At 63.8% G+C, this 26,484-nt stretch carries 25 protein-coding genes and 1 other RNA gene; 12 read left to right on the top strand and 14 right to left on the bottom strand.

All coding sequences use genetic code 11. From position 1 onward, the window contains the following. Window positions 1-151: 151 nt before the first annotated feature. Window positions 152-766: a c-type cytochrome gene (locus BLR92_RS13780; protein WP_089729542.1), complete on the bottom strand. Its 615-nt coding sequence runs from the start codon at window positions 764-766 to the stop codon at window positions 152-154. A gap of 297 nt (window positions 767-1,063) precedes the next feature. On the opposite strand from BLR92_RS13780, the gene yihA reads away from it, so the two are divergent. Beyond that, window positions 1,064-1,675 (top strand): ribosome biogenesis GTP-binding protein YihA/YsxC, encoded by a 612-nt coding sequence (yihA, locus tag BLR92_RS13775; RefSeq protein ID WP_089729540.1) that lies wholly within the window; start codon window positions 1,064-1,066, stop codon window positions 1,673-1,675. A 160-nt stretch (window positions 1,676-1,835) separates the two neighbouring features. On the opposite strand, the gene BLR92_RS13770 is transcribed toward yihA, so the two are convergent. From BLR92_RS13770 to argH, 7 genes are read right to left on the bottom strand one after another with little or no spacing between them, the layout of a single operon-like run. Beyond that, window positions 1,836-2,597, bottom strand: coding sequence for an HAD family hydrolase (locus BLR92_RS13770; RefSeq protein ID WP_089729539.1), 762 nt, complete (start codon window positions 2,595-2,597; stop codon window positions 1,836-1,838). A 2-nt stretch (window positions 2,598-2,599) separates the two neighbouring features. Continuing rightward, window positions 2,600-3,532 (bottom strand): tyrosine recombinase XerC, encoded by a 933-nt coding sequence (locus BLR92_RS13765; protein ID WP_370659227.1) that lies wholly within the window; start codon window positions 3,530-3,532, stop codon window positions 2,600-2,602. After that, a complete protein-coding gene (locus BLR92_RS13760; RefSeq protein WP_089729535.1) occupies window positions 3,516-4,232 on the bottom strand; it encodes a DUF484 family protein in 717 nt (238 codons plus the stop codon). The genes BLR92_RS13765 and BLR92_RS13760 overlap by 17 nt, the downstream gene beginning before the upstream one ends. 26 nt (window positions 4,233-4,258) lie before the next feature. After that, the gene (dapF, locus tag BLR92_RS13755; RefSeq protein ID WP_089729533.1) at window positions 4,259-5,092 is read right to left on the bottom strand and encodes a diaminopimelate epimerase; all 834 of its coding nucleotides are present in this window, start codon (window positions 5,090-5,092) and stop codon (window positions 4,259-4,261) included. Next, on the bottom strand, window positions 5,092-6,360 hold the full coding sequence (gene lysA, locus BLR92_RS13750; protein ID WP_089729531.1) for a diaminopimelate decarboxylase: 1,269 nt from the start codon (window positions 6,358-6,360) through the stop codon (window positions 5,092-5,094). The genes dapF and lysA overlap by 1 nt, the downstream gene beginning before the upstream one ends. Before the next feature lie 2 nt (window positions 6,361-6,362). Further along, complete coding sequence (lptM, locus tag BLR92_RS13745; protein ID WP_089729529.1) at window positions 6,363-6,599, bottom strand: LPS translocon maturation chaperone LptM; 237 nt, start codon at window positions 6,597-6,599, stop codon at window positions 6,363-6,365. A 1-nt stretch (window position 6,600) separates the two neighbouring features. Continuing rightward, window positions 6,601-8,016, bottom strand: coding sequence for an argininosuccinate lyase (gene argH / locus BLR92_RS13740; RefSeq protein ID WP_089729526.1), 1,416 nt, complete (start codon window positions 8,014-8,016; stop codon window positions 6,601-6,603). 177 nt (window positions 8,017-8,193) lie between these two features. On the opposite strand from argH, the gene hemC reads away from it, so the two are divergent. The 5 genes from hemC to BLR92_RS13715 all read left to right on the top strand — a co-directional run bounded on the left by hemC (window position 8,194) and on the right by BLR92_RS13715 (window position 14,215). Then, window positions 8,194-9,135: a hydroxymethylbilane synthase gene (gene hemC, locus BLR92_RS13735; protein ID WP_089729740.1), complete on the top strand. Its 942-nt coding sequence runs from the start codon at window positions 8,194-8,196 to the stop codon at window positions 9,133-9,135. After that, complete coding sequence (locus BLR92_RS13730; RefSeq protein WP_089729524.1) at window positions 9,135-9,923, top strand: uroporphyrinogen-III synthase; 789 nt, start codon at window positions 9,135-9,137, stop codon at window positions 9,921-9,923. Before hemC ends, BLR92_RS13730 begins: the two co-directional genes overlap by 1 nt. Window positions 9,924-9,929: 6 nt before the next feature. Further along, a complete protein-coding gene (locus tag BLR92_RS13725; RefSeq protein ID WP_089729522.1) occupies window positions 9,930-11,441 on the top strand; it encodes a uroporphyrinogen-III C-methyltransferase in 1,512 nt (503 codons plus the stop codon). Continuing rightward, the gene (locus tag BLR92_RS13720) at window positions 11,438-12,661 is read left to right on the top strand and encodes a heme biosynthesis HemY N-terminal domain-containing protein (protein ID WP_089729520.1); all 1,224 of its coding nucleotides are present in this window, start codon (window positions 11,438-11,440) and stop codon (window positions 12,659-12,661) included. Before BLR92_RS13725 ends, BLR92_RS13720 begins: the two co-directional genes overlap by 4 nt. A gap of 189 nt (window positions 12,662-12,850) precedes the next feature. Continuing rightward, window positions 12,851-14,215, top strand: a complete 1,365-nt coding sequence (locus BLR92_RS13715) for an NCS2 family permease (RefSeq protein ID WP_089729518.1) — start codon at window positions 12,851-12,853, stop codon at window positions 14,213-14,215. Window positions 14,216-14,346: 131 nt separating this feature from the next. Here the strand turns inward: BLR92_RS13715 and ybiO are convergent, their stop codons facing one another. The 4 genes from ybiO to smpB form a co-directional block, all read right to left on the bottom strand. After that, complete coding sequence (gene ybiO, locus BLR92_RS13710) at window positions 14,347-16,764, bottom strand: mechanosensitive channel protein (RefSeq protein ID WP_245704213.1); 2,418 nt, start codon at window positions 16,762-16,764, stop codon at window positions 14,347-14,349. Window positions 16,765-17,079: 315 nt separating this feature from the next. Beyond that, window positions 17,080-17,295 (bottom strand): hypothetical protein, encoded by a 216-nt coding sequence (locus tag BLR92_RS13705; RefSeq protein ID WP_089729516.1) that lies wholly within the window; start codon window positions 17,293-17,295, stop codon window positions 17,080-17,082. A 535-nt stretch (window positions 17,296-17,830) separates the two neighbouring features. After that, window positions 17,831-18,210: a transfer-messenger RNA gene (gene ssrA, locus BLR92_RS13700) on the bottom strand. A 45-nt stretch (window positions 18,211-18,255) separates the two neighbouring features. Further along, the gene (gene smpB / locus BLR92_RS13695) at window positions 18,256-18,741 is read right to left on the bottom strand and encodes an SsrA-binding protein SmpB (protein WP_089729514.1); all 486 of its coding nucleotides are present in this window, start codon (window positions 18,739-18,741) and stop codon (window positions 18,256-18,258) included. Between the two features lie 129 nt (window positions 18,742-18,870). Here smpB and BLR92_RS13690 point away from each other — a divergent pair, with 129 nt between their 5' ends. Both BLR92_RS13690 and BLR92_RS13685 read left to right on the top strand, forming a co-directional pair. Continuing rightward, on the top strand, window positions 18,871-19,305 hold the full coding sequence (locus BLR92_RS13690) for a type II toxin-antitoxin system RatA family toxin (protein ID WP_089729512.1): 435 nt from the start codon (window positions 18,871-18,873) through the stop codon (window positions 19,303-19,305). Between the two features lie 2 nt (window positions 19,306-19,307). After that, window positions 19,308-19,631 (top strand): RnfH family protein, encoded by a 324-nt coding sequence (locus tag BLR92_RS13685; protein WP_089729510.1) that lies wholly within the window; start codon window positions 19,308-19,310, stop codon window positions 19,629-19,631. 27 nt (window positions 19,632-19,658) lie between these two features. On the opposite strand, the gene BLR92_RS13680 is transcribed toward BLR92_RS13685, so the two are convergent. Further along, window positions 19,659-20,096, bottom strand: coding sequence for an outer membrane protein assembly factor BamE (locus BLR92_RS13680; protein ID WP_089729736.1), 438 nt, complete (start codon window positions 20,094-20,096; stop codon window positions 19,659-19,661). Between the two features lie 72 nt (window positions 20,097-20,168). On the opposite strand from BLR92_RS13680, the gene fur reads away from it, so the two are divergent. Continuing rightward, complete coding sequence (gene fur / locus BLR92_RS13675) at window positions 20,169-20,612, top strand: ferric iron uptake transcriptional regulator (RefSeq protein ID WP_089729508.1); 444 nt, start codon at window positions 20,169-20,171, stop codon at window positions 20,610-20,612. 89 nt (window positions 20,613-20,701) lie between these two features. On the opposite strand, the gene recN is transcribed toward fur, so the two are convergent. Further along, complete coding sequence (recN, locus tag BLR92_RS13670) at window positions 20,702-22,375, bottom strand: DNA repair protein RecN (protein WP_089729734.1); 1,674 nt, start codon at window positions 22,373-22,375, stop codon at window positions 20,702-20,704. A gap of 202 nt (window positions 22,376-22,577) precedes the next feature. Here recN and grpE point away from each other — a divergent pair, with 202 nt between their 5' ends. The 3 genes from grpE to dnaJ all read left to right on the top strand — a co-directional run bounded on the left by grpE (window position 22,578) and on the right by dnaJ (window position 26,472). Further along, window positions 22,578-23,201: a nucleotide exchange factor GrpE gene (grpE, locus tag BLR92_RS13665; protein ID WP_089729506.1), complete on the top strand. Its 624-nt coding sequence runs from the start codon at window positions 22,578-22,580 to the stop codon at window positions 23,199-23,201. A gap of 111 nt (window positions 23,202-23,312) precedes the next feature. Further along, window positions 23,313-25,238 (top strand): molecular chaperone DnaK, encoded by a 1,926-nt coding sequence (gene dnaK / locus BLR92_RS13660; RefSeq protein ID WP_089729504.1) that lies wholly within the window; start codon window positions 23,313-23,315, stop codon window positions 25,236-25,238. Between the two features lie 94 nt (window positions 25,239-25,332). Further along, on the top strand, window positions 25,333-26,472 hold the full coding sequence (gene dnaJ / locus BLR92_RS13655; RefSeq protein ID WP_089729502.1) for a molecular chaperone DnaJ: 1,140 nt from the start codon (window positions 25,333-25,335) through the stop codon (window positions 26,470-26,472). Window positions 26,473-26,484 lie beyond the last annotated feature (12 nt).

Here is a 26,484-nt window from a genome sequence, read left to right as displayed (position 1 = left end):
CATGAAGTAAAGGTAACAGAAAAGCCCGCACGAGGCGGCTCTAGCGACGAGGCCTTTGAGCGCTCGCAGCGTCAGGGTTCCGCGCGGCCCCAATGACGCAAGGCGGCCGGGGCCGCCTTGCTTGCAGGTCGTATGCGGCAGGCGTCATCGCTCAATGCAGGCCGTAGACATAATTCGCCACGGCTTGCATTTGCTCGTCGCTCATCTTGGACGCGATATCGCGCATGATGGCGTTGGGATCGTTGCTGCGCGCGCCGGAAGCGAAGTCCTGCAGGGTGGCGACGGTATACTCGGGGTGCTGCCCCGATAATGCCGGGTATCCGGCGGTGCCGATACCCTGGCCAGTCGGGGTATGACAGGCTGTGCAGGCGGGGATGCCCTTGGCCAGGTCTCCCGCGCGGTAAAGCTTGCGGCCCTGCTCGGCAAGCGCGGGATCGGCCTGACCCAGGTTGGGGTCCAACTCGGCGTAATAGGCGGCCAGGTCGGCAAAGTCCTGATCGCTCATGTTGGCGACGATGCCGGCCATTTGTGGCACGGCGCGCGTGCCGTCGCGGATATCGATGAGCTGCTGGGTCAGGTAGCTGGCCTGCTGCCCCGCCAGGTTAGGGAACATCGGCACCGCGCTGATGCCGTTGGCGCCGTGGCAGGCGGCACAGACCTGCGCCTTCTCACGGCCGGCGGCCGGGTCGCCCTCGATTTCCTGTTGTGCGTGGGCCATGCCCGCGACACCCATGGTGATTGCCAAGCTTACCAGTAACTTTCTCATCGCTAATCCACTATCCCGTTTCGTTGTGTCTGGTGCGAAGCACCCGGGTGCCGGGGCTGCCGATAGGCAGGTTCACGCCGTTCATGCCAGCCATCGGTGCTTGGCCGGTTCGCTGTCGGCGAGAGCTGGGTGGTACACTAGCCTGCCTCGGGCGGAAGATAAACGTTTTCGCATTATATAGAATACCGCCAGTCGCGTGAATGTGGCCCTGACGCCGCAGCGTAAACGCGGCTTGCTTGACCGCCGTATGCCGCTTGCTACCCATGGCGCCGCCGCCATCGCCAGACGAGACCCGCCGTGACACGCCTCAATTACCATACCGCCCGTTTCATTATCAGCGCGCCGACCCTGGCGCTGTGCCCGCCCGATAATGGCCGGGAAGTCGCCTTCGCCGGTCGTTCCAACGCCGGCAAATCGAGCGCGATCAATGCCCTGACCCAGCAGAACGCCCTGGCGCGCACCTCCAAGACGCCCGGGCGTACCCAACTGATCAACTTCTTCAATGTGGGTGGTGACGATGGGCGACGGCTGGTGGACCTGCCCGGCTATGGCTTCGCCAAGGTGCCCGAGAAGGTCAAGCTCGAATGGCAGCGTCATCTCGCCGAGTACCTGCAGCGGCGCGCCTCGCTGCAGGGGCTGATGCTGATGATGGACGTGCGCCACCCGCTGAGCGAGTTCGACGAGATGATGCTGGGCTGGGCCGACGAGCAGGATATGGCGGTGCATATCCTGCTGACCAAGGCCGACAAGCTCAAGCCCGGCGCGGCCAAGAATAGCCTGCTCGAGGTGCGTCGGCGCCTGCGCGAATGGGAGGACCTAGTCAGCGTGCAGCTGTTCTCGGCGCTCAAGCGTCAAGGGTTGGACGAAGCCCAGGCCCGCCTGGATAGCTGGCTGGCCGAGCCAGCCTGAGAGGGTGTTTACAAATTGCTGCACTCGGCCATGCGGCGTTGAAAACTGCCTCGGGCGCGAGTCCGATCAAAATGCTCATTTACGTCATGTAAACTGCGCTTTTTTGGCCGATTTCGCCTTGCCTGACCGTCGCTCGCGACTTTTGTAAACACCCTCTGATCTAGGCCAGGCTATCCAGCAGCGCCGGCAGGTCGCGGATATGCGCCAGCCGATACACGCCCGCCGGTAGTGCGCTCGGTCGCTCGTCGTGCTTGTCGATCCACGCGACGCGCATACCCAGGCGCAGCGCCGGCAGCACATCCTCCTGCCAGGAATCACCGACATGCATGGCCCGCGCCGGCGTGCTGCCCAGGCGCGCCAGGGCGGCGAGGAAAGGGCGTGCGTCGGGCTTGGGCGCGAGCAACTCGCCAGCGGCAATCACCACCGGAAAATGACTGGCCAGTTCCAGCCGCTCGAGGTCGGCGTTGCCGTTGGTGATCGCCGCCAGCGCATAGCGCGGGCACAGCGCTTCGAGCAAATCCACGACCTCGGCATAGGGCGTCAATTCATGGCGCAGCGCCAGGAAGCGTTCGATAGCCGCTGCGGCCCACAGGAAGGCCGCGCTGCGCGGTAGGCCGAACTCCTCGAGTAGCTCGACCAGGGCGCGCTCGCGCAGCCAGGTGAAGTCGCCGCGTCGCAAGGGATGGCGCCGGGCCATCGCAAGACGCCGTTCGACATAGGCATCGAGCGGGAAGCGCTCCCCGTAACGCCCCAGATCGTCGCGCAGCTGCTCGACGATGCTGGCATCGAGCTCGCTTGCCAGCGCATCGTCGAGCCAGGTGTAGTGGCCCTGCTCGGCGTGCTCCATCACCGGGCGGTTGTCCCATAGGGTGTCGTCGAGGTCGAACGTCAGGGCGTCGATAGGCAGCCGCTGTAAAGACATGGTCAAGGCGTCGAGTCGTTGGCGCTGCCGCGATCACGGCGGCGTGCGCGAGGGTGGGAGGCATCGTAAGCGCTGGCCAGGTGCTGCCAGTCGAGACGGGTGTAGATCTGCGTGGTCGACAGGTTGGCGTGGCCGAGCAGTTCCTGCACCGCGCGCAGATCCTGGCTGGATTCCAGCAAATGACTGGCGAAGGAGTGGCGTAGACGGTGCGGGTGCAAGTGTTCAGGCAGGCCGCGAATTTTCGCGAGCTGCGCGAGGCGTAGCTGGATCGCGCGATGGCCCAGCCGCGCGCCCCGGTTGCCCACGAACAGCGCCGCTTGCCCTGCGCTGGCCAACTGGCCACGCACCGCCAGCCAGGCATCCAGCGCCTGGCGCGCGCGCCGGCCCACGGGAACCTGGCGTGGCTTGCTGCCCTTGCCGACCACGCGTACGCGGCGGCTATCGAGATTCGTCGTATCCAGCGCGGCCAGCTCGGCCAGGCGCAGGCCACACGAGTACAGCAATTCGAGTATCGCCTGATCGCGCAGCGCCAAGGGCGAGCCGTCATGCGGGGTGTCGAGAAAGCGCGCCAATTGGTCGATATCGACCGGGCGTGGCAGGTGCTGCGGTTGGCGTGGGGTGCGTATCAGCTTGACCGGGTTGTGGCTCAACACGCCCTGCTGAACCAGCGCTTCGGCGAAACGCGACAGCGCGGCACGCCGCCGCGCCAGGCTGCGTGACGCCAGACCACGGCTGCGCTCGCGGCCGAGAAAACGCCGCACCAGATCGCTGTCGAGGGCTTGCCAGCCAGCCACGGCGTGTTCGTCGGCAAAGGTCAGCAGCGCAGTGAGATCGCGACGGTAGGCTTCCACGGTGGCCGGGCTGGCGTGACGTGCCAGCTCCTGCAGGAAGCGCGTGACGCTGGCCTGCATGGCGGCTTCATTCGCGGTGGGCATGACGCACCAGCAGGCGGGCGACGACCTCGCCGAGATACTCGGTGAACAGGGTATCGAGACTGGCGCGAAAATGCTCGACATCGTGACTCGCCAGGATCAGATAGCCCAGTGGCTCACCCACGGTCAGCCGCGTCAGCGCGCAGGAGCCGGACTGCTTGGGCGGCTCGATATGCGGCAGCAGGCGCTGCCAGTCCTTGCGCGAGAGCCGCCGGCAGCGGCTGACGCGACCATCGAGCAAGGCACCCAGGCGCGCGCCGCTGGCCTCGTCGAGCACGAAGCGCGGCGCCTGGGGCGGGTGCGGCTCGACATCGGTCAGGCTCGGCGCGCACCACAGCGCGACCGCCTGGGTGCGAAAGCGCTCCGAAAGCTGAGTGACCAGCGCCTGGCCCAGCGCATCGCTGTCTTCGGCTTCGAGCAGCGCCAGCATCAGCTCGCGAGTGCGCCGGTACTGGGACTCATTGTGGCGCGCCGACTCCAGCAATTGCTCGAGGCGCCATTCGGCACTCTCGGCGCGTTCGCGCAGGTCGAGGACCAGGCGTTCGAGCAGCGAGATCGCGCCCTGGGCTTCGGGGTGCGGCACCTTGAGCTGTTGCAGAAGCCCCTCGCGGCCGACGAAGAAATCGGGGTGCCGGGCCAGCCAATGGGCGACCATTTCCGGGTCGAGGGTCTGGCGAGGTTCGGGGGCGGGAGCTTGGGACATGTTGTCTTCCTCTTGTCGCGCAACGATCAATTCAATGACACACGGCCATCGAAGACCCGCTCGGTGGGGCCGGTCATGAATAGCGGGGCGCCGTCGCCGGCCCACTCCAGAGTCAGCCGCCCACCGGGCAAGCGCACGGTCACCGGGCTTTGCAGCAACCCCTGGCGAATGCCGCTGGCCACCGCCGCGCAGGCGCCGGTACCGCAGGCCAGCGTTTCACCGGCGCCGCGTTCGAAGACGCGCAGGCGAATCTCATGCGCCGATATCACCTGCATGAAGCCGGCGTTGACCCCGCGCGCAAAGCGCGGGTGGCTCTCGATGGCCGGGCCCAGGCGTGCCACCGGGGCGCTGTCGATGTCATCGACACGCAGCACCGCGTGGGGGTTGCCCATCGATACCACGCCCACCTCGAGGTGCTCACCGGCGACGTCGAGGGCGTGCAGGGGCAGGTCGTGCTCGGCATCGAAGGGTACGTCTTGCGGGGCGAAGCGAGGCGCGCCCATGTCGACACGCACCCGGCCGTCGCCTTCGACGACCAGGTGCAATGGGCCACCCAGCGTCTCGACGCGAATCTCACGCTTGTGGGTCAGCCGCTGGTCGAGCACGAAGCGCGCGAAACAACGCGCGCCGTTGCCGCAATTTTCCACCTCGTTGCCATCGGCGTTGTAGATGCGATAGCGAAAGTCCATGTCGGGGTCGCGTGGCGGCTCCACGAGCAGTAGCTGATCGAAGCCGATGCCCAATTGGCGATGGGCCAGCGCGCGAACCCGCTCGACGTCGAAGCGCGCACGCTGGGTGACCAGGTCGACCACCAGGAAGTCGTTGCCCAGGCCATGCATCTTGGTGAAGTGCAGCAGCATCAGTGGCTCTCCGAGGCATCTTCCGGCAACAGCGACTCGCCGGCCCATAGCGCTTCGATGCCTTCACGGCGGCGCACCAGATGCACCCGGTCGCCATCGACCATGACCTCCGGCGGACGCGGGCGGCTGTTGTAATTCGAGGCCATGACGAAGCCGTAAGCGCCCGCCGAACGCACCGCCAGCAGGTCGCCGGGGGCCAGCGCCAGTTCGCGATCCTTGCCGAGAAAGTCGCCGGTCTCGCAGACCGGGCCGACCACATCGTAGCGGGCGGTGTCGCGGGGCTCGCGGGTGTCCACCGGAATGATCGCCTGCCAGGCCTGGTATAGCGAAGGGCGGATCAGGTCGTTCATGCCGGCGTCGACGATCGCGAAGTTCTTGGCTTCGCCGGGCTTTAAGTATTCGATGCGGGTCAGCAATACCCCGGCATTGGCGGCGATCGAGCGACCCGGCTCGAACAACAGGGTGAGGTTGCGCCCTTCGAGGCGCTCGAGCAATGCCCGCGCGTAATCGAACGGCGCCGGCGGGCGTTCGCCCTGATAGGGCACGCCGAGACCGCCGCCCAGATCGAGATGTTCGATATGGATGCCGTGTTCCTTGAGCCGGTCGAGCAGCACCAGCAGGCGGTCCAAGGCATCGAGAAACGGCGCGAGTTCGGTGAGTTGCGAGCCGATATGACAATCGATGCCCACCACGCGCACGTGGCTCATTTGCGCGGCGCGCGCATAGACGCCGAGAGCCTGCTCGACGGGAATGCCGAACTTGTTGTCCTTGAGTCCGGTAGAGATGTAGGGGTGCGTCCTGGCATCAACGTCGGGATTGACGCGCAGCGACACCGCGGCGACCTTGCCGAGCCGCCCGGCGGTGTCATCGAGGCGTTCGAGTTCGGGCAGCGATTCGACATTGAAGCACTTGATGCCGACATCCAGCGCGCGGGCCATTTCGTCGGCCTGCTTGGCGACGCCCGAGAACACCACCTTGGCCGGGTCGCCGCCGGCGGCCAGCACGCGCTCGAGCTCGCCGACCGAGACGATATCGAAACCCGCGCCCAAACGCGCCAGCAGGTTGAGCACCGCCAGGTTGGAATTGGCCTTGACCGCGTAGCAGATCAGGTGCGGATGACTGCCCAGCGCTTCGCTGTAGGCGCGATAGTGGCGCGCCAGGGTGGCCTTGGAATAGACGTAGCAGGGCGTGCCGAAACGTTCGGCGATTTGCGTCAGCGGCACGTCCTCGCCGTACAGCACGCCGTCACGGTAGTCGAAATGATCCATCGTCAGCCCTCGCCATCGGACGCCGGGGGCGGGGTCCCGGCGTCGTCGTCATTGCCATCCTGGGCGTCCTGGTCTTCATCACCGTCGTCGTCGGCTTGCTCGTCGGCATACTCATTGCCGGGGTCGTAGGTGGCGGCGGCTTCCTCATCACCGGGCAGATAAAGCGGGCCCTTCTGCCCACAGCCGGCGAGCATGGCGAGCATCAGCAGGGCGAGGCCTAGGTTCGTCAGGTGACGCATTTCAGTGGCCTCCTGCGGCGGTGCTCGTCAGCACGGCCAGCGCATCGCGGGCGCGCTGGGCGGCGGCGCGAACCTGATTGGGCGCGGTGCCGCCGATATGGTTGCGCGCGGCCACCGAGCCCTCCAGGGTCAACACCTCGAAAACGTCATCATCGATGGTGTCGGAGAACTGGCGCAACTCGTCGAGGCTCATCTCGGCAAGATCCTTCTTTTGTGCGATGCCGTAGGCCACCGACTGGCCGACGATCTCGTGGGCGTCGCGGAAGGCCACACCCTTGCGTACCAGGTAATCGGCCAGATCGGTGGCGGTGGAGAAACCGCGTCGCGCGGCTTCACGCATGTTGTCGGCCTTGGCCTCGATCGCCGGCACCATGTCGGCGAAGGCCTTGAGGCAGCCCTTGACGGTGTCGAGGGTGTCGAACAATGGCTCCTTGTCTTCCTGGTTGTCCTTGTTGTAGGCCAGCGGCTGCGATTTCATCAGCGTCAGCAGGGACATCAGGTGGCCATAGACACGCCCGGACTTGCCGCGCACCAGCTCGGGCACGTCGGGATTCTTCTTCTGCGGCATGATCGACGAGCCGGTGCAGAAACGATCGGGCAGGTCGATGAAGTCGAACTGGGCGCTGGTCCACAGTACCAGTTCCTCGCTCATGCGCGACAGGTGCATCGCAAGCAGGCTGGCGAAGGCGACGAACTCGATGGCGAAATCGCGATCGCTGACCGCGTCCAGCGAGTTCTCGGCGGGGCGCTCGAAACCCAGCAGCTCAGCGGTGACGTGGCGATCGATGGGATAGGTGGTGCCGGCCAAGGCGGCGGCACCCAGCGGCATCACGTTGACCCGCTTGCGGCAGTCGCGCAGGCGTTCGTGATCGCGGGCGAGCATCTCCTGCCAGGCCAGCAGGTGATGACCGAAGGTGACCGGCTGAGCGGTCTGCAGGTGCGTGAAGCCGGGCATGATGGTATCGGCCTCGTTGGCGGCCAGCTCGATCATGCCGCTGCGCAGGCGCGCGAGTTCGGCATCGACGACATCGATCTCGTCGCGCAGATAGAGGCGGATGTCGGTGGCCACCTGGTCGTTGCGCGAGCGCCCGGTGTGCAGTTTCTTGCCGGTGATGCCGATCTTCTCGGTCAGCCGCGCCTCGATGTTCATGTGCACGTCTTCGAGCTTGACCGACCACGGAAACTGGCCGGCTTCGATCTCGCGCTCGACTTCGGCGAGGCCGGTGACGATGGCGTCGCGCTCCTCGGCGCTCAACACGCCGATGCGCTCGAGCATGGTGGCGTGGGCGATCGAGCCGCGGATATCGTGATGATAAAGGCGGCGGTCGAAATCCACCGAGGCGGTGAACTTCTCGACGAAGGCGTCGGTGGGCTCGCTGAAGCGGCCTCCCCAGGACTGGTTGGTCTGCTGGCTCATCGGGCGAAGGCGTCCTGCATCGTAACGTTTAAAGGGTTGTCATGGAGTGTACCAGAGTCGGCGCCACGGGCGAGGCCGGCTTGAACCGATCGATGCGTGCACGGCGGCGATTTTTCCTGGCCCGGCGACTGCTTTATGATGGTGCCAACCCGCCCACTCCATCACTGGGAGAATCACGTGCCCGCCATTCATACCCTGCGCATCGCCACTCGCAAGAGCCTGCTCGCCCTGTGGCAGGCCGAACACGTGCGCGACCGACTGATGGCGCTGCACCCCGGGCTTACGGTGGAACTGGTGGCAATGGCCACCCGTGGCGACAAGATTCTCGACACGCCGCTGGCCAAGGTCGGCGGCAAGGGGCTGTTCGTCAAGGAGCTCGAAGAGGCGATGCTCGATGGCCGCGCGGATATCGCCGTGCACTCGATGAAAGACGTGCCCATGCATTTTCCCGAGGCCCTGGGGCTGTCGGTGATTCTCGAAGGCGCCGAAGCCACCGATGCCTTCGTCTCCAACGACTATGCCGGCCTCGATGCGCTGCCCGAAGGCGCTCGGGTGGGCACATCGAGTCTGCGCCGCGGTCTGCAAATCAGCGAGGCGCGCCCGGACCTACAGATACTCAACCTGCGCGGCAACGTGCAGACACGGCTGGGCAAGCTCGATGCCGGCGAGTTCGAGGCGATCATCCTCGCCACCTCGGGGCTGCGTCGCCTGGGGCTCGGCGAGCGGATTACCATGGAACTGCCGCCGGAGATCAGCCTGCCGGCCTGTGGCCAGGGCGCGCTGGGCATCGAATGCCGTACCGACGATCCGGCGTTGCTCGAGTTGCTGGCGCCGCTCGATCACGCCGAGACGGCCACCCGGGTGCGCGCCGAGCGCGCCATGAACACGCGTCTGGAGGGGGGCTGCCAGGTGCCCATCGCAGGCCATGCACTGCTTGAAGATGACGGACGCACGCTGTGGCTGCGCGGCCTGGTGGGCAACCCCGATGGCTCGCAGGTGCTGCGTGCCCAGGGGCGCGGCGCGGCCAGCGAGCCCGAATCGTTGGGGGTGCGCGTCGCCGAGGAGCTGCTCGATCAGGGTGCCGGCGAGATTCTGGCGCAGGTCTACGGCGACGTCTGATGGACGAGCGCCCCAGGGTGTTGATCACCCGGCCGGGCGAGCGTGCCGGGCCGTTGCGTGAAGCGCTCGAAGCGCTGGGTGCCGATGTCGTGACGCTCGAGGCGATGCGACTCGAAGTCTTGCCGGAAACGCCGGCAACGCGCCAGGCGTGGCTCGATTTCGATCGTTATCAGCGGGTCGTGGTGGTCAGCCCATTCGCCGCCGAGTGCCTGGCCGCAGGGCTCGAAAACTACTGGCCACAATTGCCGCTGGCGCCGCATTTTTACGCCGTCGGCGTGGGCACGGCGCAGGTATTGCACGATAGACTGGGCGTGCGCGTGCATCTGCCACCGGCCAGCCACGGCGATACCAGCGAGGCACTGCTACGCTTGGCTTCGCTGCAACGCCTCGATGAGCAGCGTGTATTATTGGTGGCGGGTGAAGGCGGACGCGCCCTGCTGGCCGAAAGCCTGGAGCATCGAGGCGCGCGGTTGACGCGCCTGGCGATTTATCGGCGCAAACTGCTGTCGCCGACAGGTATGCCAGCGGCTCATCTGGCGGACGGAAATTTTTCCGCGCTGGTGGTGACTAGCGGCGAACTGCTCGAACATCTGGCAGGATGGTGCTCCAAGGCGGCGTTGAACCAACCGCTAATCGTTTCAAGCCAGCGTTTGGCTACACTGGCCCAAACCCTGGGCTACTTGCGCCCTCTGGTAGCACAAGGCGCCACACCGCCTGCCCTGGCGGCGGTAGTGGCCGATGTTTGTGACCTCAATGGCGCCGATCATGACGATCTTGAAAAGGGCTAGCGACAGATGAGCAAGCAAGAACACGATCAGGACGAGCCGCGCGCGCCATCCGGCGCGGGCAAAAGCGACGCCCCGACCGATGCGTCGCAGGCTTCGACGACGGACGACGAGTCCCGTTCGACGGACCAGGATGCCGCGTCGCACCGCGCTGGCCAGAAAGCGGCGGATAGCGACAAGCGCGCAGCGCCGGGCGCCAAAGGCGAGGAAGACAGCGCTAAATCCACCGACGGCAACGCCGACAGGCCGGCGAGCAAGGGCGAGGCGGCGCCGGGCGGTGAGTCAGCGAGTGCGAGCAAGTCAACGACTCAGCCCGAGGCGCCACGCAGCGCGGCCAAGCGTGACAGCGCCCAGGGCAAGGACGATGCGCAAGGTAAAAAGGCTCAGGGTGATAAGCGGCAGGATAAGACGCCCTCTGCCGCGTCAGGTAGCGCCAAGTCGTCAACGACTACACCCGGTGTAACGAGCGGGAGTGGCGCGGCAAGCGCTGGCACCAGTACGACGCGTGGTGGCCAAGGCGACGGTGGCAAGGCCGGCAAGATTGCCCTGGTGCTGGTCGTACTGCTGGCGCTGGTGGTGCTGATCGGCGGCTGGTGGGGCTGGCAGATGCTGGCCGACCAGCGCCAACGCCTGGCGCAGGTCGAGAGCAATGCCAGTGCCATCGCCGAGATCGAATCGCAACTCGACCAGCGCGACCGGCAGCGTGAGCAGGCGCTGCAAGGCATGCGCGATGAGTTGCAGCAATACCGCGAAAGCGTCAACCAGACCCTCGACAAGGTGCTTGCCAAGCTCGCCAGCGAGCAGCAGGCCGACCCCAGCGACTGGATCTACGCCGAGGTCGAATACCTGCTGCGCCTGGCCAATCAGCGCCTACAGCTCGAGCGCGACGTGGAGGGCGCCGAGGCGCTGCTGCGCAGCGCCGATGAACGCCTGGCGCAAGCCGACAACCCGGCGCTGACCCCGGTGCGCCGCGCCATTCAATCCGAACTGGCGGCGCTGGCGTCGGTGCCGCGAGTGGATAGCACCGGGCTGTATCTGACACTCATGGCCCAGCAGGAGCAACTGGCGCAATTGCCGCTCGAGCAGGACGTCAAGCAAATTGCCGCCAAGGGTGGCGATACCTCGCCGGTCAGTGGCGGCTGGCGCGACCAACTGACGCGCTTCGGCCAGGAGCTCAAGGACCTGGTGGTGGTGCGCAAGCACGATCAGGCGCTGGAAGCGCTGTTGACGCCGGAGCAGGAAGCCTATCTGCGCCAGAATGTGCGGCTGCAACTCGAACAGGCACAGTTGGCGCTGCTCAATGCGAATCCCCAGCTCTATCGGGCCAGCCTGGAGAAGGCCGTCACCCTGATCGAGGATTACTACGATACCGACAACCAGGGCGTTGCCGAGTCGCTCGAACAGTTGAGAACGCTGGCCGACAAGACCATTCGCCCCGAGTTGCCGGATATCAGCGGCTCGCTGCAGGCGCTGCGTGACTTCATGGAGCGGCGGCGCGACGCCGGGAGCGCTGACGCATGAGAAAACTCATCCTCATCGTCGTTTTCGGGCTGGCCATCGGCGCGCTATTCGGCCAACTGATGCAATCGCTGCCCGGCTACTGGTTGGTGCGCGTCGGCGACACCTCGTACCAGACCTCGTTCTGGTTCGGCCTGATACTCCTGCTGGCCCTGTTCATGGTGGTGCATTTCGTGCTGCGCTTGTTGCTGCGCATGCGGCGCCCGGTCAGCCGACTGAAGGTATGGAATAGCCGCACGCGTAACCGTAACGCCATGCGGCGCACGGTGCGTGGGCTGGTAGCGCTGGCCGAGGGTCGCTGGAAGCGTGCCGAGAAGGCCCTGACCAAGGCCGCCGACGATTCCAGCACGCCGCTGGTCAATTACCTCTCGGCAGCGCTGGCGGCACATTACCAGGGCCGCTACGATCAGGCCGATACTCTGTTGCGCCGCGCGCATCTCAGCACCGAGGGTTCCGATACCGCGGTGGGCATGGTGCAGGCTCAGTTGATGCTCGACCGCCAGCAGTTCGAGGAGGCATTGGCCACCCTGACGCGGCTCGAAAAGCAATTGCCGGAACATCCCCAGGTACTCAAGCTGCTCAAGCAGGCCTACCTTAGCGTCAACGACTGGGACGGCCTGCGCCGGCTGATGCCACGGCTGGCCAAGCAGCAACTGGTCACCGAGGAAGAGCGTCACGAACTGGAGCAGCGCGCCTACCGTGAGCTGATCGTGCAGGCGGCACGCAACCCGGACGACGTCGAGCGCGTGCGTAACTTATGGGCGGACATGCCCGATCATCTGCGCGGCGATGTCGAACTGGTGGGCCTGTACACCGAATCGCTGGTGCGCGGTGGCGAGGAAGGCATCGCCGAGCGCCTGCTGCGCCACTCGCTCAAGGAGCGCTGGGACACCCGGCTGGTGTTGCGCTATGGGTTGCTCAATGTCGATGCCGGCCGCCAGCTGGCTTACGCCGAAAAGTGGCTGCAGGAACGCCCCAACGACCCCGATCTATTGCTGACACTGGGTCGTTTGTCGCTACGCAACGCTTATTGGGGCAAGGCGCAGGAGTACTTCGAGGCCAGTCAGCGCCAGCGGCCTAGCGGCGTGGTCTGCGCTGAACTGGCGCGGTTGTTCGCCAACCTCGGCGAGCATAACAAGAGCCAGCTCTATTACCGTCAGAGCGTGGAACTACTCGACAAATCGCTGCCAGCGCTGCCGCAACCCAGCGATCGCAACCTCTAACACCCACTATTCTTTTGCTCTCCTGGGCGCCCTGTGGGGTGCCCTTTTTTATTGGCGGACAAGTCGATATCCAGTTTTTCCATCTTTTGTATACATCAATGTGCCCAATAGGTTGTCCAATCGGTCAATTTTTGCATACTCTGTGGGTTGAGATTTGCAACTGCCCGACAACAACAATGGGACAACACCATGGAACAGACCTCCACGGAGCGCTTTGATGCGTCCACGACTGCCGAACGTGACGAATCCTGGCTAAGCCGTTACTTCGGCGTGCGTCGGCGCGGCTCGACGATGCGCACCGAAATACTCGCCGGGGTGGCGACCTTCCTCGCCGGCATGTACATCATCGTGGTCAACCCGGCCATCCTGAGCGACGCCGGCATTCCTTTCTCGGCGGCCCTGTCGGCCACCGTGCTGATCAGTTTCATGAGCAGCCTGGCGATGGGCCTATACGCCCGTAACCCGATCCTCGTCGCGCCGGGCATGGGCATGAATGCGCTGTTCACCTACACCCTGGTACAGGGCGCCGGCCTGCCCTGGCAGACCGCCCTGGGCTGTGTGTTCTGGTCCGGCGTGCTGTTCGCCGTGTTGGCGGTGCTCAACGTACGCAAGGCGATCATCGAGGCGATCCCCGACTCGCTGCGCTTCGCTATCACCTGTGGCATCGGCTTGTTCATCACCTTCATCGGCTTCAAGAACGCCGGCTTCGTCGTCGCCAATCCGGCCACGCTGGTGTCGTTGGGCACGATCGATCCGGCACTGGTGACGTTCTTCATCGGCCTGACGGCGACGGCGGTCTTCTCCATCCTGCGCATGAAGGGGGCGCTGATCATGGGTATCGCCCTGACCACGCTGCTGGCGCTACCCATGGGGCGGCTGTGGGGCGATGAGGTGATCGTACAGTGGAGCGGCCTGGCGGCCTGGCCCGATTTCAGCGCGGTCATGCAGATCGACGTCTGGGGAGCGCTGAAGGTCGCCTATCTGCCGTTCATCTTCGTCATGCTGTTCACCAACTTCTTCGACTCGCTGTCGTGCTTCCTCGGCCTGGCGGAAGCGGCGGATCTCAAGGACGAAGACGGCAGCCCGCGCAATCTCAAGCGTTCGATGACCGTCGATGCCTTCGCCTCGATGATCGCCGCGCCGTTGGGCACCAGTGCCGCCCAGACCTTCATCGAGTCCGGTGCCGGGGTCGCCCAGGGTGGGCGCACGGGGCTGGTGGCGGTGGTGATCGGGCTACTGTTCCTGCCGTTCCTGTTTCTGTCGCCGTTGTTGTCGCTGGTGCCGGGCATCGCCACGGCGCCGGCGCTGGTGCTGGTCGGGCTGTTCATGATGGCGCCGGTCGGACGTATCGACTGGAGCGACCTGAGTCAGGCGTTTCCGGCTTTTCTGGCGATCATCCTGATGCCGCTGACCTACTCGATCACCCTGGGTATCGCCTTCGGCTTCCTGAGCTTCGTATTGGTCAAGCTGTGTACCGGTCGCTTGGCCGAGATCAAACCGGCCATGTGGGTAACATCGGTGATGTGCGCGATCATGCTGGTGAGCACGCAGTAGGTCGAGAAAAGGACCGCGCTGATGCGAAAGGGGCTGCCGAGATGGCAGCCCCTTTGCTTTGTTAGCCCCTCTTGTTGCCAAGAATGGCTGACTTGTTGGAATGGCGCTGTCGTGGACGGCGCCGGTGATGCTTAACGTTCGTCAACCTCATCGCTGTCAGGCTGGGTATGCGCCTTGGGTATCGCGGTATCGTCGTGCGGGTCCAGCGCCTCGGGTGGCTCGATGTCCCGGGGCTTCGGCTGACCCGCCGGGCTGCCGTCGATGGTGAAGTCCTGTTGCATGATGCGCAGGTTGGCGGGCGGCGCGGAGCCGGTCTTGTCCTGGCCAAAGTACAGCGTGGTATGCGGGAACGGAATCTCGATCCCGGCGGCCTCGAAGTACATCTTGACCAGGCGATTGTAGGCTCGACCCACGCCCCATTGATCGCCCGGCGTGGTCTTGAGGATCACGCGGATATTGACCGAGTTGTCGGCGAGTGCAATCACGCCGGCCACGCTGAGCGGCTCCAGTAACTTGTGGCCATGCTCCTCGCTGGCCTTGAGCTCCTCGAAGGCCAGTTCGAGCTGGGCGATGGCTTCGTCGATATTCTCGCGGTAGGAAATGCCATATTCGCCGACGTGATTACCGAAGCCGCGCATGTAGTTGGAGACGGTATCCACGCTGGAGAACGGGATGATGTGGTAGGTGCCCGCCAGGTCGCGGATGCCCACCGAGCGAATGCTCAAGCGCTCCGCCGTGCCGGTAATACCAGCCAGGGTGACCACGTCGCCGGTATTCATGGCGTTTTCAACCTGTATGAATACGCCAGTGATAATGTCCTGAACCATTTTCTGGGCGCCGAAACCGATCGCCAGGCCCAGCACCCCGGCACCGGCGATCAATGGGCCGATATTGACGCCGATCTCGGCCAGCACGATCATCGCCGTGATGGTGATCAGGGCGATGGCCAGTGCATTGCGGAACAGGCTGAGCAGGGTCTTGGTGCGTGCGCTGGGTTCGCCGATGCCGGTTTCCGGACTGAGGCGGTGCTCGATAAGGCTGGCCAGGGCGATCCACAGCGCGGCGGCGACGATCAGGATCACCAGTACATCGATCAGCTTGCCGACCGTGGCGCTACCGGCTTCGGTGGCGTACCAGGCGGCCAGGTCGAAGGCCCCCCAGGCGTTCAACACCAACATGACCACGGCGATCAGGATGATCGCGCGAATCACCTTCAGGAAGGTGGGAATGTACGAATTGAGGCGTGTTTCGAGCTTGGGCAGCTTGCGTCGCAGGTCGTCGGATAGCCGAATGCGCTTGCCGATGACCTGCGTCAGCACGCCGGAGATCAGCAGCCCGACGCCGATGATGATCAGCGTTTGCAAGGTTGCCAGCATCACATAGGGCAGTGCTTCCTCAGGGCGCGTGACGCCGAGCACCAGCACCAGCAGAAAGTAGGCGATGGCCAGTAGATGCCAGCATTTGCCAAGCAGTACCAGCGCCATGCGCGAGGCGCTCATGCTGGCATTGGCCGCCCTGGCTTCCAGGGCACCGCGCAGCTTGAGGCGATTCTTGAGTACGAAGGTGGTGGCGTAGATGAACGCCAGTAGCATGACGACAAAGCCCGTGGCTTGGCCGAGGGCCGGTGATACGTTGAAGTTGACGATGGGCACCAACACCAGCATGCCATAGCCGACGAAGCCGGACAGGCTGGCTAGCCAGCGGTTCCAGGAAGCCGCTTCGTCGGCACTGATCGGTAGCAGGCGCAGGCCCTCGTAGCCTGACGAGAAGAGCATGCGAATCGCCGCCTTGAACAGCTCGACGATCAGGAAGGCGTTCAAGAACAATGCCGTGTAGGCAGGCAGCTCGCCGCTACCCCCGACGGCGAAGGTCGCGAGCAGGTTGCCGCCGATATAGGCCAAGGCAACGACGGCGACATCCACCGCCGCGGCCAGCGCCACGGCAACAATGACCCGTAGCAACGCACTGCGGCTGTCGCCATGCATCGACCAGTGACTGAGGCGGGTGAACAAGGGGCGGGCCAGGCGGCGCAATATGAAGAAGGCGACGAAGGTGGCGACGATGATCAGCGCTAGCTCGATGGCGGCGCTGGTGAAGGCGGTCATGTCGAACTCAGGGCCCGTTGCAGTGTCACCCTCGGTGGCTTCATCGGGAGCGACCAGCGCGCCTAGCACGCTCATCAGATTGGTGAATTGGCCGCCGATATTGCCGGCGATGTTGCTGGTGGCCGCGGCGAGGCGACGCGCCAGGGATACCTGCTCGGCACTCTGGCCGCTAGGAGCTTGCTCGGCGATGGTCGCCGGTGTTTCTTCACCGGCCAGGCCGAGTTCGCCTTCCTGGGGGGCGGCCAGGCTACGTAGTTCCTCGATCAAACGCTGGCGTGCCTGGTCATCCTCGAGCAGGTCCGCCAGCGTGGAGTAGGCTGGCGCCCCATCGGCGGTATCCTCTGGTGGGGTTTCACCCTGCTGGGCGAACACCGGTAGCGCGATCGTCATCAACATGATCGCAAGCCAGTAGCCCAACCAGGTATTCAGGCGCGATGTCAGCACTCTACGACCTCCCTGTTGTGGCGAGCGGGACTCCCGCCGTTGCCGAGTCGATTCAGGATAGCACCCGATAACATAGCGTGATCTTCAGCCACTAGGCGGATATTCATCACGTTTTCATGCATCGAGCCTATCGATACGCAGCATAGTTTGACGTTTTATGCGCGATGATGAAAGTTTGCTTGTACACGGATTGTACATAACTGGCACTTCTGGATAGCTATAACTCCACCATGCTAACGCTGCCCGGCTTGCAGGGAGAGCGATGGGCATGCTGGAGGCCGTCGGGCGAATGGTGTTCGGCTAGAGAAGTGGCGCTCAGCCGTCGGCGGGATCGGCGTCCTGCTTGCGATTTCTCTCGTTCAGGCCTTCGACGTCGGAGCGATTCATGCTCTCCACCTCGGCTTGTGCGGCTTCTCGACTATCATAAATGCCGAGCGAGGTTCCCGTATCGCTATCGTAAACCTCGAACTGGGAGCGGGACGTGTCCTTGGGATCCGGCACTTCGCGTAACGTGATCGTCTGCTTGAGCATGCCTGACTCCTTGCTGGTTGGGGCGCACAGCTAGGCAGTGTGGCACATATCGCAAGGCAGCATGAACCAGCCGAGGCGAGATGTAAGACGATTCTGGCGGGAGAAAATGGGTTCGCGGGTCATTCGTACGGCTGGTTTTTTTCATGTGGACGATTAGATAAAGCGAGTGACAAGCTATCGACTGGACGCAGTGACGACTGCTGGGAAAGGGACTTCCATTTCGATGAGGTGGTGAGATGTCTGAAAAGAATCGGGCGCTGTATGTTTGCCGCCATTGTCAGACGATGGTCTATGTGGAGATAGCCTCGGCAACGAAGCCGCCTTGCCCGAGATGCTTGCACAAGGAATACGAGAGCGTAAGCGTGCCGGTCTATGCGCAGGCCGCTCAGGTCGTACGTTACATGCTGGGGGCGCGAGCGGGCTGACGCCAAGGTGGCAGGCGAGGCCGCCGGGAAACGCAAGAACACAAAAAAGGGCCGTGAGGCCCTTTTCAGTGCGATATCAGGAAATATGCGTAACACCTGAAGTCGCTTGTTGGTGGAGGCGGGGGGAATTGAACCCCCGTCCGCCGATACTCGCTCTTCGGCTCTACATGCTTAGGTCCGTTTTTTGATCTAACGCTACTGGCTCCAACGGGCAGGATCCAGCAGCGCGATTCCTCGAAGGTTTAGCGATTGACGTGAGGACGCCGCCAACCGCGATCCCATCAGCTTTCGCTCATATCCCCGCCGCGATGAATGGGCACATCGCTTTGGGGCCAGGCTAACTGCTAACAGCGTTTAAGCTGCCAGAGCGCCCTGAGCGTAGTTGTCGTCGTTTGCGACTATTTAGTCGTGATGTTGGATTTACGAGATACATCACGCTCTCGGCATGCACCTAGGAGGTTGTCACCGGCGTCGAAGCCATGTCGCCCCCGTAAAACGCGTTCAGAATACCAGATAAGGCCTGGCGGGCGCTAGTTCAAGCCTTGTTCTGATCGCGCATGATGCGCCCTTTCTGGCGTTCCCAGTCGCGGTTCTTCTCGGTGGCGCGCTTGTCGTGTTGTTTCTTGCCGCTGACCAGCGCCAGTTCGCACTTGATCAGGTTTTTCTGCCAGTAGAGCTTGAGCGGCACGCAAGTGTGGCCCTTGTCCTGGGTGCGCGAGAAGATCTTGGCGATTTCCTTGCGATGCAGCAGCAGTTTGCGCGTGCGCGTGGGGTCGGCCACCACATGGGTGCTGGCGGTCTGCAGGGGAATGATATGACTGCCCAGCAGCCACGCCTCGCCCTGCTTGATCAGGATGTACGTATCGGTGAGCTGGGCCTTGCCGGCACGCAGGCTTTTTACCTCCCAGCCCGCCAGGGCCAGTCCGGCTTCGAAGGTTTCTTCGATGTGGTATTCGAAGCGCGCCTTCTTGTTCTGGGCGATGACGCCACCGCCTGCCTTGTTGGCTTTTTTCGTAGCCATGAATCCTCGTATCTTTATACTGCCGTGTCGCTAGCACGCCGATATGGGGTGAGGCGTGATACCATTCAAGGCGTTGGCGAATAACCCGCCATGATACGCCCCTAGCCCAGTGAAGTCAGCGGAGAGTCAATGCCGACGGTTAATCGGTCCGCCCTGGTGCGGCATACCAATCAAGCCATGTTCGACCTAGTCAACGATTTCGAGCGTTACCCCGAATTTCTGCCGGGATGTCGGCGGGCGCGACTACTGGAATACGATGAGCATCATTTGGTGGGCGAGTTGACGTTGGCCAAGGCCGGTGTCGAGCAGAGCTTCACCACTCGCAACGAGCTTTACGCGCCGGATCGCATCGAGTTGTCGCTGGTCAGTGGCCCGTTCAAGCGCTTGCAGGGGCAGTGGCTGTTCACGCCGATGGGCGAGACGACCTGCAAGGTCAGCCTGGAAATGAACTTCGAGTTCTCCAATCGCCTGCTGGGCATGGCCTTCGGCAGGTTGTTCAGCCAGGTGGCGGGGCAGCTGGTGAGTTCCTTCTCGAAGCGGGCCGACGAGGTTTATGGGCGCTAGCCATGGGCCGCGATGAGCAAGTTCCCCCCGAACTGACGATCGAAGTCGCCTTTGCGCTGCCCGAGCGTCAGAAGATCGTCACCCTGGCGGTCCCGCCGGGGACCACCGCGCGCCAGGCGGTGCGCCAGGCGCGCCTCGATGAGCATTTTCCCGAACTTCCCGCCGCAAGCTTCGAAGACGCCGAACTGGGCATCTTCGGCAAGCGCCTGCCTGCCCCCGAGCGCCACGTGCTGCGCACGGGCGATCGGGTCGAAGTCTATCGGCCGTTGCGCATCGACCCCAAGCAGGCGCGGATCGAACGTGCCGCCAGAAGATCGCGTGACTAAACCCGTAGCGCCGCGCTCGATGCGCTATTAGCGTGGCGTATCGGGTCCGCGCCGTGGCGTGGTATCGAGAAGATTGCCGGGCAGCGGCTCGACCTGAGGCGTCGGGCCGATCTGCGCGTCGGTCTCGAGCTCGATATCGGCGTCGATATCGCCCGAGGTCTGGATATCGGCTAGCCTGTCGTTGGCAAAGGTCAGGGTCAGGCGCTTGTAGACCTCACCGCCATAGGCTTCATCGAGATAGAAGACATAATCCCATTGGTTTGGATTGAAGGGCGCCTGAAGCAACGGGCTGCCCATCACGTATTCGACCTGCTCGCGGGTCATGCCGGTTTCGAGCTGAGCGACCATCTCCGGCTTGATCAGGTTGCCTTGGGGTAGATCGCGCTTGTAGACGCCGAAATAGCTGCAGCCGGAGACGAGTGTCAGGGCGAGCGAAAAGGTGACTGTTTTGATCAGGTTTTGCATTTGGTCCCGTTCTTCACTATCGTTGCTTTGGTCGATCATAACCGACCTAACACGATACTGCGAAGAGCAACCATGGCCGATCAGAACCATGAACTACGCAGGGCGGGACTGAAAGTCACACTGCCTCGCGTCAAGATACTGCAAATCCTCGAGAACGCCACCGGTCAGCATCACCTGAGTGCCGAGGATGTCTACAAGGCCTTGCTGGATGCCGGCGAAGACGTTGGGCTTGCGACCGTTTACCGTGTGCTGACTCAATTTGAGTCCGCCGGGTTGGTGATCCGCCACAATTTCGATGGCGGGCATGCTGTGTTCGAGATGTCCCAAGAAGAGCATCACGACCATATGGTGTGTCTGGAGAGCGGCGAGATCACTGAGTTCTTCGATTCGACCATCGAGCACCGTCAGCAGGAGATTGCCGAGGAGCACGGTTATGAGCTCGTCGACCACGCATTGGTGCTCTATGTTCGTCCCAGAGGCTCCAAGGCGACCCGCCAGGAAGGCATCAAGAAATAACGCGCTCTGCTGACCGAATCCATGACGCCGGCCCGGTTCAACTCGGGCCGGCGTCGTCGTTTGCGATGTCGCTTGTGGCGAATGAAAGTCTAGTGGTGCGCGCCTTGGCTGGCGCTAAGCATCTCGCGGGCATGTGCCAGCGTACGGTTGGATAGATGCACGCCGCCCAGCATGCGTGCCAACTCGCGTACGCGCCCGGCTTCGTCGAGCAACGCCATCTGCGTCAAGGTCACGTCTTCCTCGGCCTGCTTTGCGATATGCAGATGCTGGTGGGCCTGGGCTGCCACTTGTGGCAGGTGGGTCACGGTCATCACCTGACCGGACTGTCCAAGGCGCCGCAATAACTGGCCGACGATCTCCGCCGTGGCGCCGGAAACGCCGACGTCCACTTCGTCGAAGACCAGCGTGGCGATGGTGCTATGGCTGGCGGCGACGACCTGGATCGCCAGGCTGATGCGCGACAGTTCGCCGCCCGAGGCGACCTTGGTCAGCGGCCGGGCCGGCTGACCGGGGTTGGCGCTGATCAAGAAGCGCACCGCATCCATGCCATCGGCCTGCGGTGTGTCGCGCCCCGTGACCTCGACCTCGAAGCGTGCCTTGTCCATCGCCAGAAAGCCCAGTTGATCCTGAACTTCCTTGCCGAAGGCGTCGGCTGCCTGGCGACGTGCCTCGCCGATGGATCGCGCGCATGAGCGATAAGCGTCGCGCGTGGACTCCACCTCGGCGGTCAGCGCCTCGAGATCGTTCTCGCCGCCCTCCAGCGAATCGAGTTCTGCGCGCAGGCGGGCGTGAAGGTCGATCAGTTCCTCGGGCATGACGTGATGCTTGCGGGCGATACGGTGCACCTCGCCCAAGCGTGCTTCGACCTCGGCCAGGCGCTCGGGGTCGAGTTCGGTGTGCTCGGCGAAGTGATGCAGCTCGCGCGCCGCTTCCTCGATCTGGATTTGCGCCTCGCCGAGCATGCCGCGCGCTTCGGCCAACGGGCCATGGTTTGCCCCCGGCAGATTGCCGAGTCGTGCCAGCGCCTGATGCAACAGGCCGAGCGCGCCGCCTTCGTCGCTATCGCAGCAATCGGCGGCGAATTGGGTTTCTTGCAGTGTCTCCTCGGCGTGCGCCAGCGCCTCCTGTTCCTGCTCCAGCGACTGGAGTTCGCCGTCGGCCAGCGCCAGTTGGTCGAGCTCCTCGACTTGATAACGCAACAACTGGCGGCGCGCCTGGATCTCGTCGCCGCTGTCGGCAAGGCGCTTGAGGCGCCGACGCAAGCCTTGCCAGTGGCGAAACATTTCGCCCAGCTCGGCGATCGCCTGGCCCTGGCCGGCGAAATCGTCGAGCAGGCGCAGGTGGGTATCCTCGCGCAGCAGCGCCTGGTGGGCATGCTGGCCATGAATCTCGATCAAATGCTCGCCGAGTGCCTTGAGGTCGCTCACCGTGCAGGGCTGGCCGTTGATCCAGGCCTTGGAGCGACCGTTGGCGGCAATCACCCGGCGCAGCAGGCAATCGTCGCTGGGCAGCTCGCGGGATTCCAGCCAGGCGCGGGCGGTGGGCAAGGAGGCGATATCGAAGCGCGCGCTAAGATCGGCACGCTTGGCTTCGTGGCGCACGCTGCCAGCATCGCCACGCTCGCCCAGGCACAGGGCGAGTGCGCCGAGCAGGATCGACTTGCCCGCCCCGGTCTCGCCGGTAATGGCGGTCATGCCGCCATGCAGATCCAGGTCGAGGCTATCGACGATAGCGAAGTCGCGAATCGCAAGCTGTACCAGCATGACCACCTCCAGATGTGCTTGGCCTTGAGCGGTGACATTCTTCATTCTGTGTGTTTATACAGTAGTCGACATCGACTCTTCAATCCTCTTTGCACGGCATGCGTCAACGCATGACTTGAGATCGCTCGCGATATCCCCATATAGGGTGCAAACCGCCAACCATCGCGGCCTGTGGGCCGTTCGACGATTCAGGAGAGCGACAATGGCCAAAGAGCCACAGACCCCGCTGGAGGAAGAGATGGAGCGCGCCGAGCACGACGCCGAGCCGCAGCAGGAGCCCATCGAAGGCCAGCTCGACGAGGCCGATGCGGCCGAAATGGCGGAAGCCGAAGCGGATGCCGAGAATCTGGACAACCCCGAGGCCGAGGTGCTGGCCGCCAGGGTGGAAGAACTCGAGCAGGCCGTGGCCGAAGCCAAGGATCAGGCGCTGCGCGCCGCCGCCGAAGTGCAGAACGTGCGCCGGCGCGCCGAGCAGGACGTCGACAAGGCGCGCAAGTTCGCCCTCGAGAAGTTCGTCAAGGAGCTACTGCCGGTGATCGACAGCCTGGAGAAGGCGTTGGATGCCATGGGCGAAGATGCCAGCGAGGTGCACCGCGAAGGGGTATCGATGACGCTCAAGCTGCAACTCGACACCCTGGGCAAATTCGGCGTCGAGGCGGTCGAGCCGCAGGGTGAACCGTTCGACCCGCAGTATCACGAAGCCATGGCCATGGTGCCCAATCCCGAGCTCGAGCCCAACACCGTCATGGATGTGATGCAGAAAGGCTACCTGCTCAACGGACGCCTGGTGCGCCCGGCCATGGTGGTGGTCAGTCAGGCGGCGTGAACCATCCGGGCACCTAGCCCTTGAAAGGCGCGGCGCTGCCCCAAGATAGACGACAAAGACGCGGCGCGAGCCGCAATGTATAGACTAGCAACGATTCTTAGAGGTATTCACATGGGACGCATCATCGGTATTGACCTGGGGACGACCAACTCCTGTGTTGCCGTGCTCGACGGCGACAAGCCGAAAGTCATCGAGAACGCCGAAGGCGCTCGTACCACGCCGTCGATCATCGCCTACACCGATGACGGCGAAACGCTGGTTGGCCAGGCGGCCAAACGCCAGGCGGTGACCAACCCGAACAACACACTATATGCGATCAAGCGCCTGATCGGTCGTCGCTTCAAGGACGATGTCGTGCAGAAGGACATCAAGATGGTGCCTTACACCATCACCGAGGCCGACAATGGCGACGCCTGGGTCCAGGTCAATGGCAAGAAGCTGGCACCGCCGCAGGTCAGCGCCGAGATTCTGAAGAAGATGAAGAAGACCGCCGAGGACTACCTGGGTGAGACCGTCACCGAGGCAGTCATCACCGTGCCGGCCTACTTCAACGATTCCCAGCGTCAGGCCACCAAGGATGCCGGGCGTATCGCCGGTCTCGAGGTCAAGCGCATCATCAACGAGCCGACCGCGGCCGCGCTGGCCTACGGCATGGACAAGTCGCGTGGCGACAAGACCATCGCCGTCTATGACCTGGGCGGCGGTACCTTCGATATCTCGATCATCGAGGTGGCCGATGTCGACGGCGAGACCCAGTTCGAAGTGCTGGCCACCAATGGCGACACCTTCCTGGGCGGCGAAGACTTCGATCTCAAGCTGATCAATTACCTCGTCGATCAGTTCAAGGCCGACAGCGGGATCGACCTCTCCGGCGACAACCTGGCCATGCAGCGCCTCAAGGAAGCCGCCGAGAAGGCCAAGATCGAGCTGTCCAGCGCGCAGCAGACCGAGGTCAACCTGCCGTATATCACCGCCGACAACACCGGTCCCAAGCACCTCAACGTCAAGATCACCCGTGCCAAGCTCGAATCGCTGGTCGAAGATCTGGTCAAGAAGTCGCTGGGGCCGTGCAAGACCGCGCTGGCCGATGCCGGGCTGTCCAACTCCGAGATCGACGACGTGATTCTGGTCGGTGGCCAGACGCGCATGCCGCTGGTGCAATCCAAGGTTGCCGAGTTCTTCGGCAAGGATGCCCGTAAGGACGTCAACCCGGACGAGGCCGTGGCCGTCGGCGCGGCGATTCAGGGCGGCGTGTTGGGCGGCGACGTCAAGGACGTGCTGCTGCTCGACGTAACTCCGTTGACCCTGGGCATCGAGACGCTGGGTGGCGTGATGACTCCGCTGATCGAGAAGAACACCACCATCCCGACCAAGAAGACCCAGACCTTCTCGACCGCGGATGACAACCAGACCGCCGTGACCATCCACGTGCTGCAGGGCGAGCGCAAGCAGTCGGCGCAGAACAAGTCGCTGGGGCGTTTCGACCTCGCCGACATTCCGCCGGCGCCGCGCGGCGTGCCGCAGGTCGAAGTCGCCTTCGATCTCGATGCCAACGGCATCCTGCACGTGTCCGCTAAGGACAAGGCCACCAACAAGGAACAGTCGATCATCATCAAGGCCTCCAGTGGCCTGAGCGATGAAGAGATCGAGCAGATGGTTCAGGACGCCGAGGCGCATGCCGCCGAGGACAAGAAGTTCGAGGAAATGGTGCAACTGCGCAATCAGGCCGATGGCATGATTCACGCCGCACGCAAGACCCTTTCCGAAGCGGGCGACAAGGCCTCCGCCGAGGACAAGGAGAAGATCGAGAGCGCCATCGGCGAACTCGAGGAAGCGCTGCAGGGCGACGATCAGGAAGCCATTCAGGCCAAGCTCGATGCCCTGACCGAGGCATCCGGTGGCCTGGCGCAGAAGATGTACGCCGAGCAGGCCGACGCTGCCCAGGGCGGCGAACAGGCCGAGAGCGACACCAAGCAGGAAGACGACGTGGTTGACGCCGAGTACGAGGAAGTCAACGACGACCAGAAGAAGCAATAACCACGACGTCTGACACGGACGGCGGCGGCGCGGGGGCGTAACACGACTCCCGCGTTGCTGTTTCCGTGGACTCGACACGGAGGCGGACAGATCCATGTCCAAGCGTGACTATTACGAGGTGCTGGGCGTCGAGCGCGGGGCCGACCAGAAGGACATCAAGAAGGCCTATCGCCGGCTTGCCCAGAAATACCATCCCGACCGCAATCCGGATGACGAAACCTCGGCGGCTAAATTTCGCGAGGTATCCGAAGCCTATGAAGTCCTGACCGACGGCGAGAAGCGCGCGGCCTACGACCAGTTCGGCCATGCCGGCGTCGATGGCCAGGCCGGCGGCTTCGGTGGCGCGGGTGCCGGTGCGGGCGGATTCAGCGACATCTTCGGCGATGTCTTCGGCGACATCTTCGGCGGTGCCGGCGGCGGTCGGCGCAATCCCAACGCCCCGCAGCGCGGCTCCGACCTGCGTTACAACCTCGAGCTCGATCTCGAGGACGCCGTGGCGGGTACGTCGGTCGACATTCGCGTGCCACGCCATGTGGAATGCGGCCACTGCGACGGCAACGGCGCCGAGCCCGGTTCCAGCAAGGATACCTGCCCGACCTGCCAGGGCATGGGCCAGGTACGCATGCAGCAGGGCTTCTTCGCCGTGCAGCAGACCTGCCCGACCTGTCACGGCCGCGGCGAAGTCATCAAGGTGCCGTGCCGCGAGTGTCACGGCGAAGGCCGTGTGCGCGAGACGCGCACGCTATCGGTGAAGATTCCCGCTGGCGTCGACACCGGCGATCGCATTCGCCTCAACAACGAGGGCGAAGCGGGTGCCAATGGCGGCCCACCGGGCGATCTCTACGTTCAGGTGGCGATCAAGGCGCACTCGATCTTCGAGCGCGATGGCCGCCACCTGCATTGCGAAGTGCCGATCAACTTCGTCGATGCCGCGCTCGGTGGCGAGCTAGAGGTGCCGACCCTGGAAGGCCGGGTCAAGCTCAAGATTCCGCCCGAGACGCAGACCGGCAAGCTGTTCCGGCTGCGCGGCAAGGGCGTCAAGCCGGTGCGCGGCGGCCCACCTGGCGATCTGCTGTGCAAGGTCGCGCTGGAGACCCCGGTCAACCTGACCGAGCACCAGAAGGAGTTGTTGCGCCAGTTCCAGGACAGCCTGGGCGATAGCAACAGCCACTCGCCGAAGAAAGAGCACTGGTTCAGCGGCGTGAAGAAATTCTTCGAGGACATGAAGCCGTAACGGGTGGATTGT

Source organism: Modicisalibacter muralis, from assembly GCF_900102945.1.
GTDB classification, from domain to species: Bacteria; Pseudomonadota; Gammaproteobacteria; order Pseudomonadales; family Halomonadaceae; genus Modicisalibacter; species Modicisalibacter muralis.
Note: the sequence above shows the minus strand (reverse complement) of the source record. Positions and strands in the feature narration are given on the sequence as shown.

Coding starts and splice junctions, on each gene's coding strand:
- argH (WP_089729526.1), bottom strand. CDS start 8,016: ATGAGCCAGCAGACCAACCAGTCCTGGGGAGGCCGCTTCAGCGAGCCC.
- grpE (WP_089729506.1), top strand. CDS start 22,578: ATGGCCAAAGAGCCACAGACCCCGCTGGAGGAAGAGATGGAGCGCGCC.
- BLR92_RS13690 (WP_089729512.1), top strand. CDS start 18,871: ATGCCGACGGTTAATCGGTCCGCCCTGGTGCGGCATACCAATCAAGCC.
- BLR92_RS13770 (WP_089729539.1), bottom strand. CDS start 2,597: ATGTCTTTACAGCGGCTGCCTATCGACGCCCTGACGTTCGACCTCGAC.
- BLR92_RS13760 (WP_089729535.1), bottom strand. CDS start 4,232: ATGTCCCAAGCTCCCGCCCCCGAACCTCGCCAGACCCTCGACCCGGAA.
- BLR92_RS13725 (WP_089729522.1), top strand. CDS start 9,930: ATGAGCAAGCAAGAACACGATCAGGACGAGCCGCGCGCGCCATCCGGC.
- fur (WP_089729508.1), top strand. CDS start 20,169: ATGGCCGATCAGAACCATGAACTACGCAGGGCGGGACTGAAAGTCACA.
- smpB (WP_089729514.1), bottom strand. CDS start 18,741: ATGGCTACGAAAAAAGCCAACAAGGCAGGCGGTGGCGTCATCGCCCAG.
- dapF (WP_089729533.1), bottom strand. CDS start 5,092: ATGCTGCTGCACTTCACCAAGATGCATGGCCTGGGCAACGACTTCCTG.
- BLR92_RS13715 (WP_089729518.1), top strand. CDS start 12,851: ATGGAACAGACCTCCACGGAGCGCTTTGATGCGTCCACGACTGCCGAA.
- dnaK (WP_089729504.1), top strand. CDS start 23,313: ATGGGACGCATCATCGGTATTGACCTGGGGACGACCAACTCCTGTGTT.
- BLR92_RS13765 (WP_370659227.1), bottom strand. CDS start 3,532: ATGCCCACCGCGAATGAAGCCGCCATGCAGGCCAGCGTCACGCGCTTC.
- lptM (WP_089729529.1), bottom strand. CDS start 6,599: ATGCGTCACCTGACGAACCTAGGCCTCGCCCTGCTGATGCTCGCCATG.
- BLR92_RS13680 (WP_089729736.1), bottom strand. CDS start 20,096: ATGCAAAACCTGATCAAAACAGTCACCTTTTCGCTCGCCCTGACACTC.
- dnaJ (WP_089729502.1), top strand. CDS start 25,333: ATGTCCAAGCGTGACTATTACGAGGTGCTGGGCGTCGAGCGCGGGGCC.
- lysA (WP_089729531.1), bottom strand. CDS start 6,360: ATGGATCATTTCGACTACCGTGACGGCGTGCTGTACGGCGAGGACGTG.
- BLR92_RS13720 (WP_089729520.1), top strand. CDS start 11,438: ATGAGAAAACTCATCCTCATCGTCGTTTTCGGGCTGGCCATCGGCGCG.
- BLR92_RS13685 (WP_089729510.1), top strand. CDS start 19,308: ATGGGCCGCGATGAGCAAGTTCCCCCCGAACTGACGATCGAAGTCGCC.
- BLR92_RS13780 (WP_089729542.1), bottom strand. CDS start 766: ATGAGAAAGTTACTGGTAAGCTTGGCAATCACCATGGGTGTCGCGGGC.
- recN (WP_089729734.1), bottom strand. CDS start 22,375: ATGCTGGTACAGCTTGCGATTCGCGACTTCGCTATCGTCGATAGCCTC.
- BLR92_RS13730 (WP_089729524.1), top strand. CDS start 9,135: ATGGACGAGCGCCCCAGGGTGTTGATCACCCGGCCGGGCGAGCGTGCC.
- BLR92_RS13705 (WP_089729516.1), bottom strand. CDS start 17,295: ATGCTCAAGCAGACGATCACGTTACGCGAAGTGCCGGATCCCAAGGAC.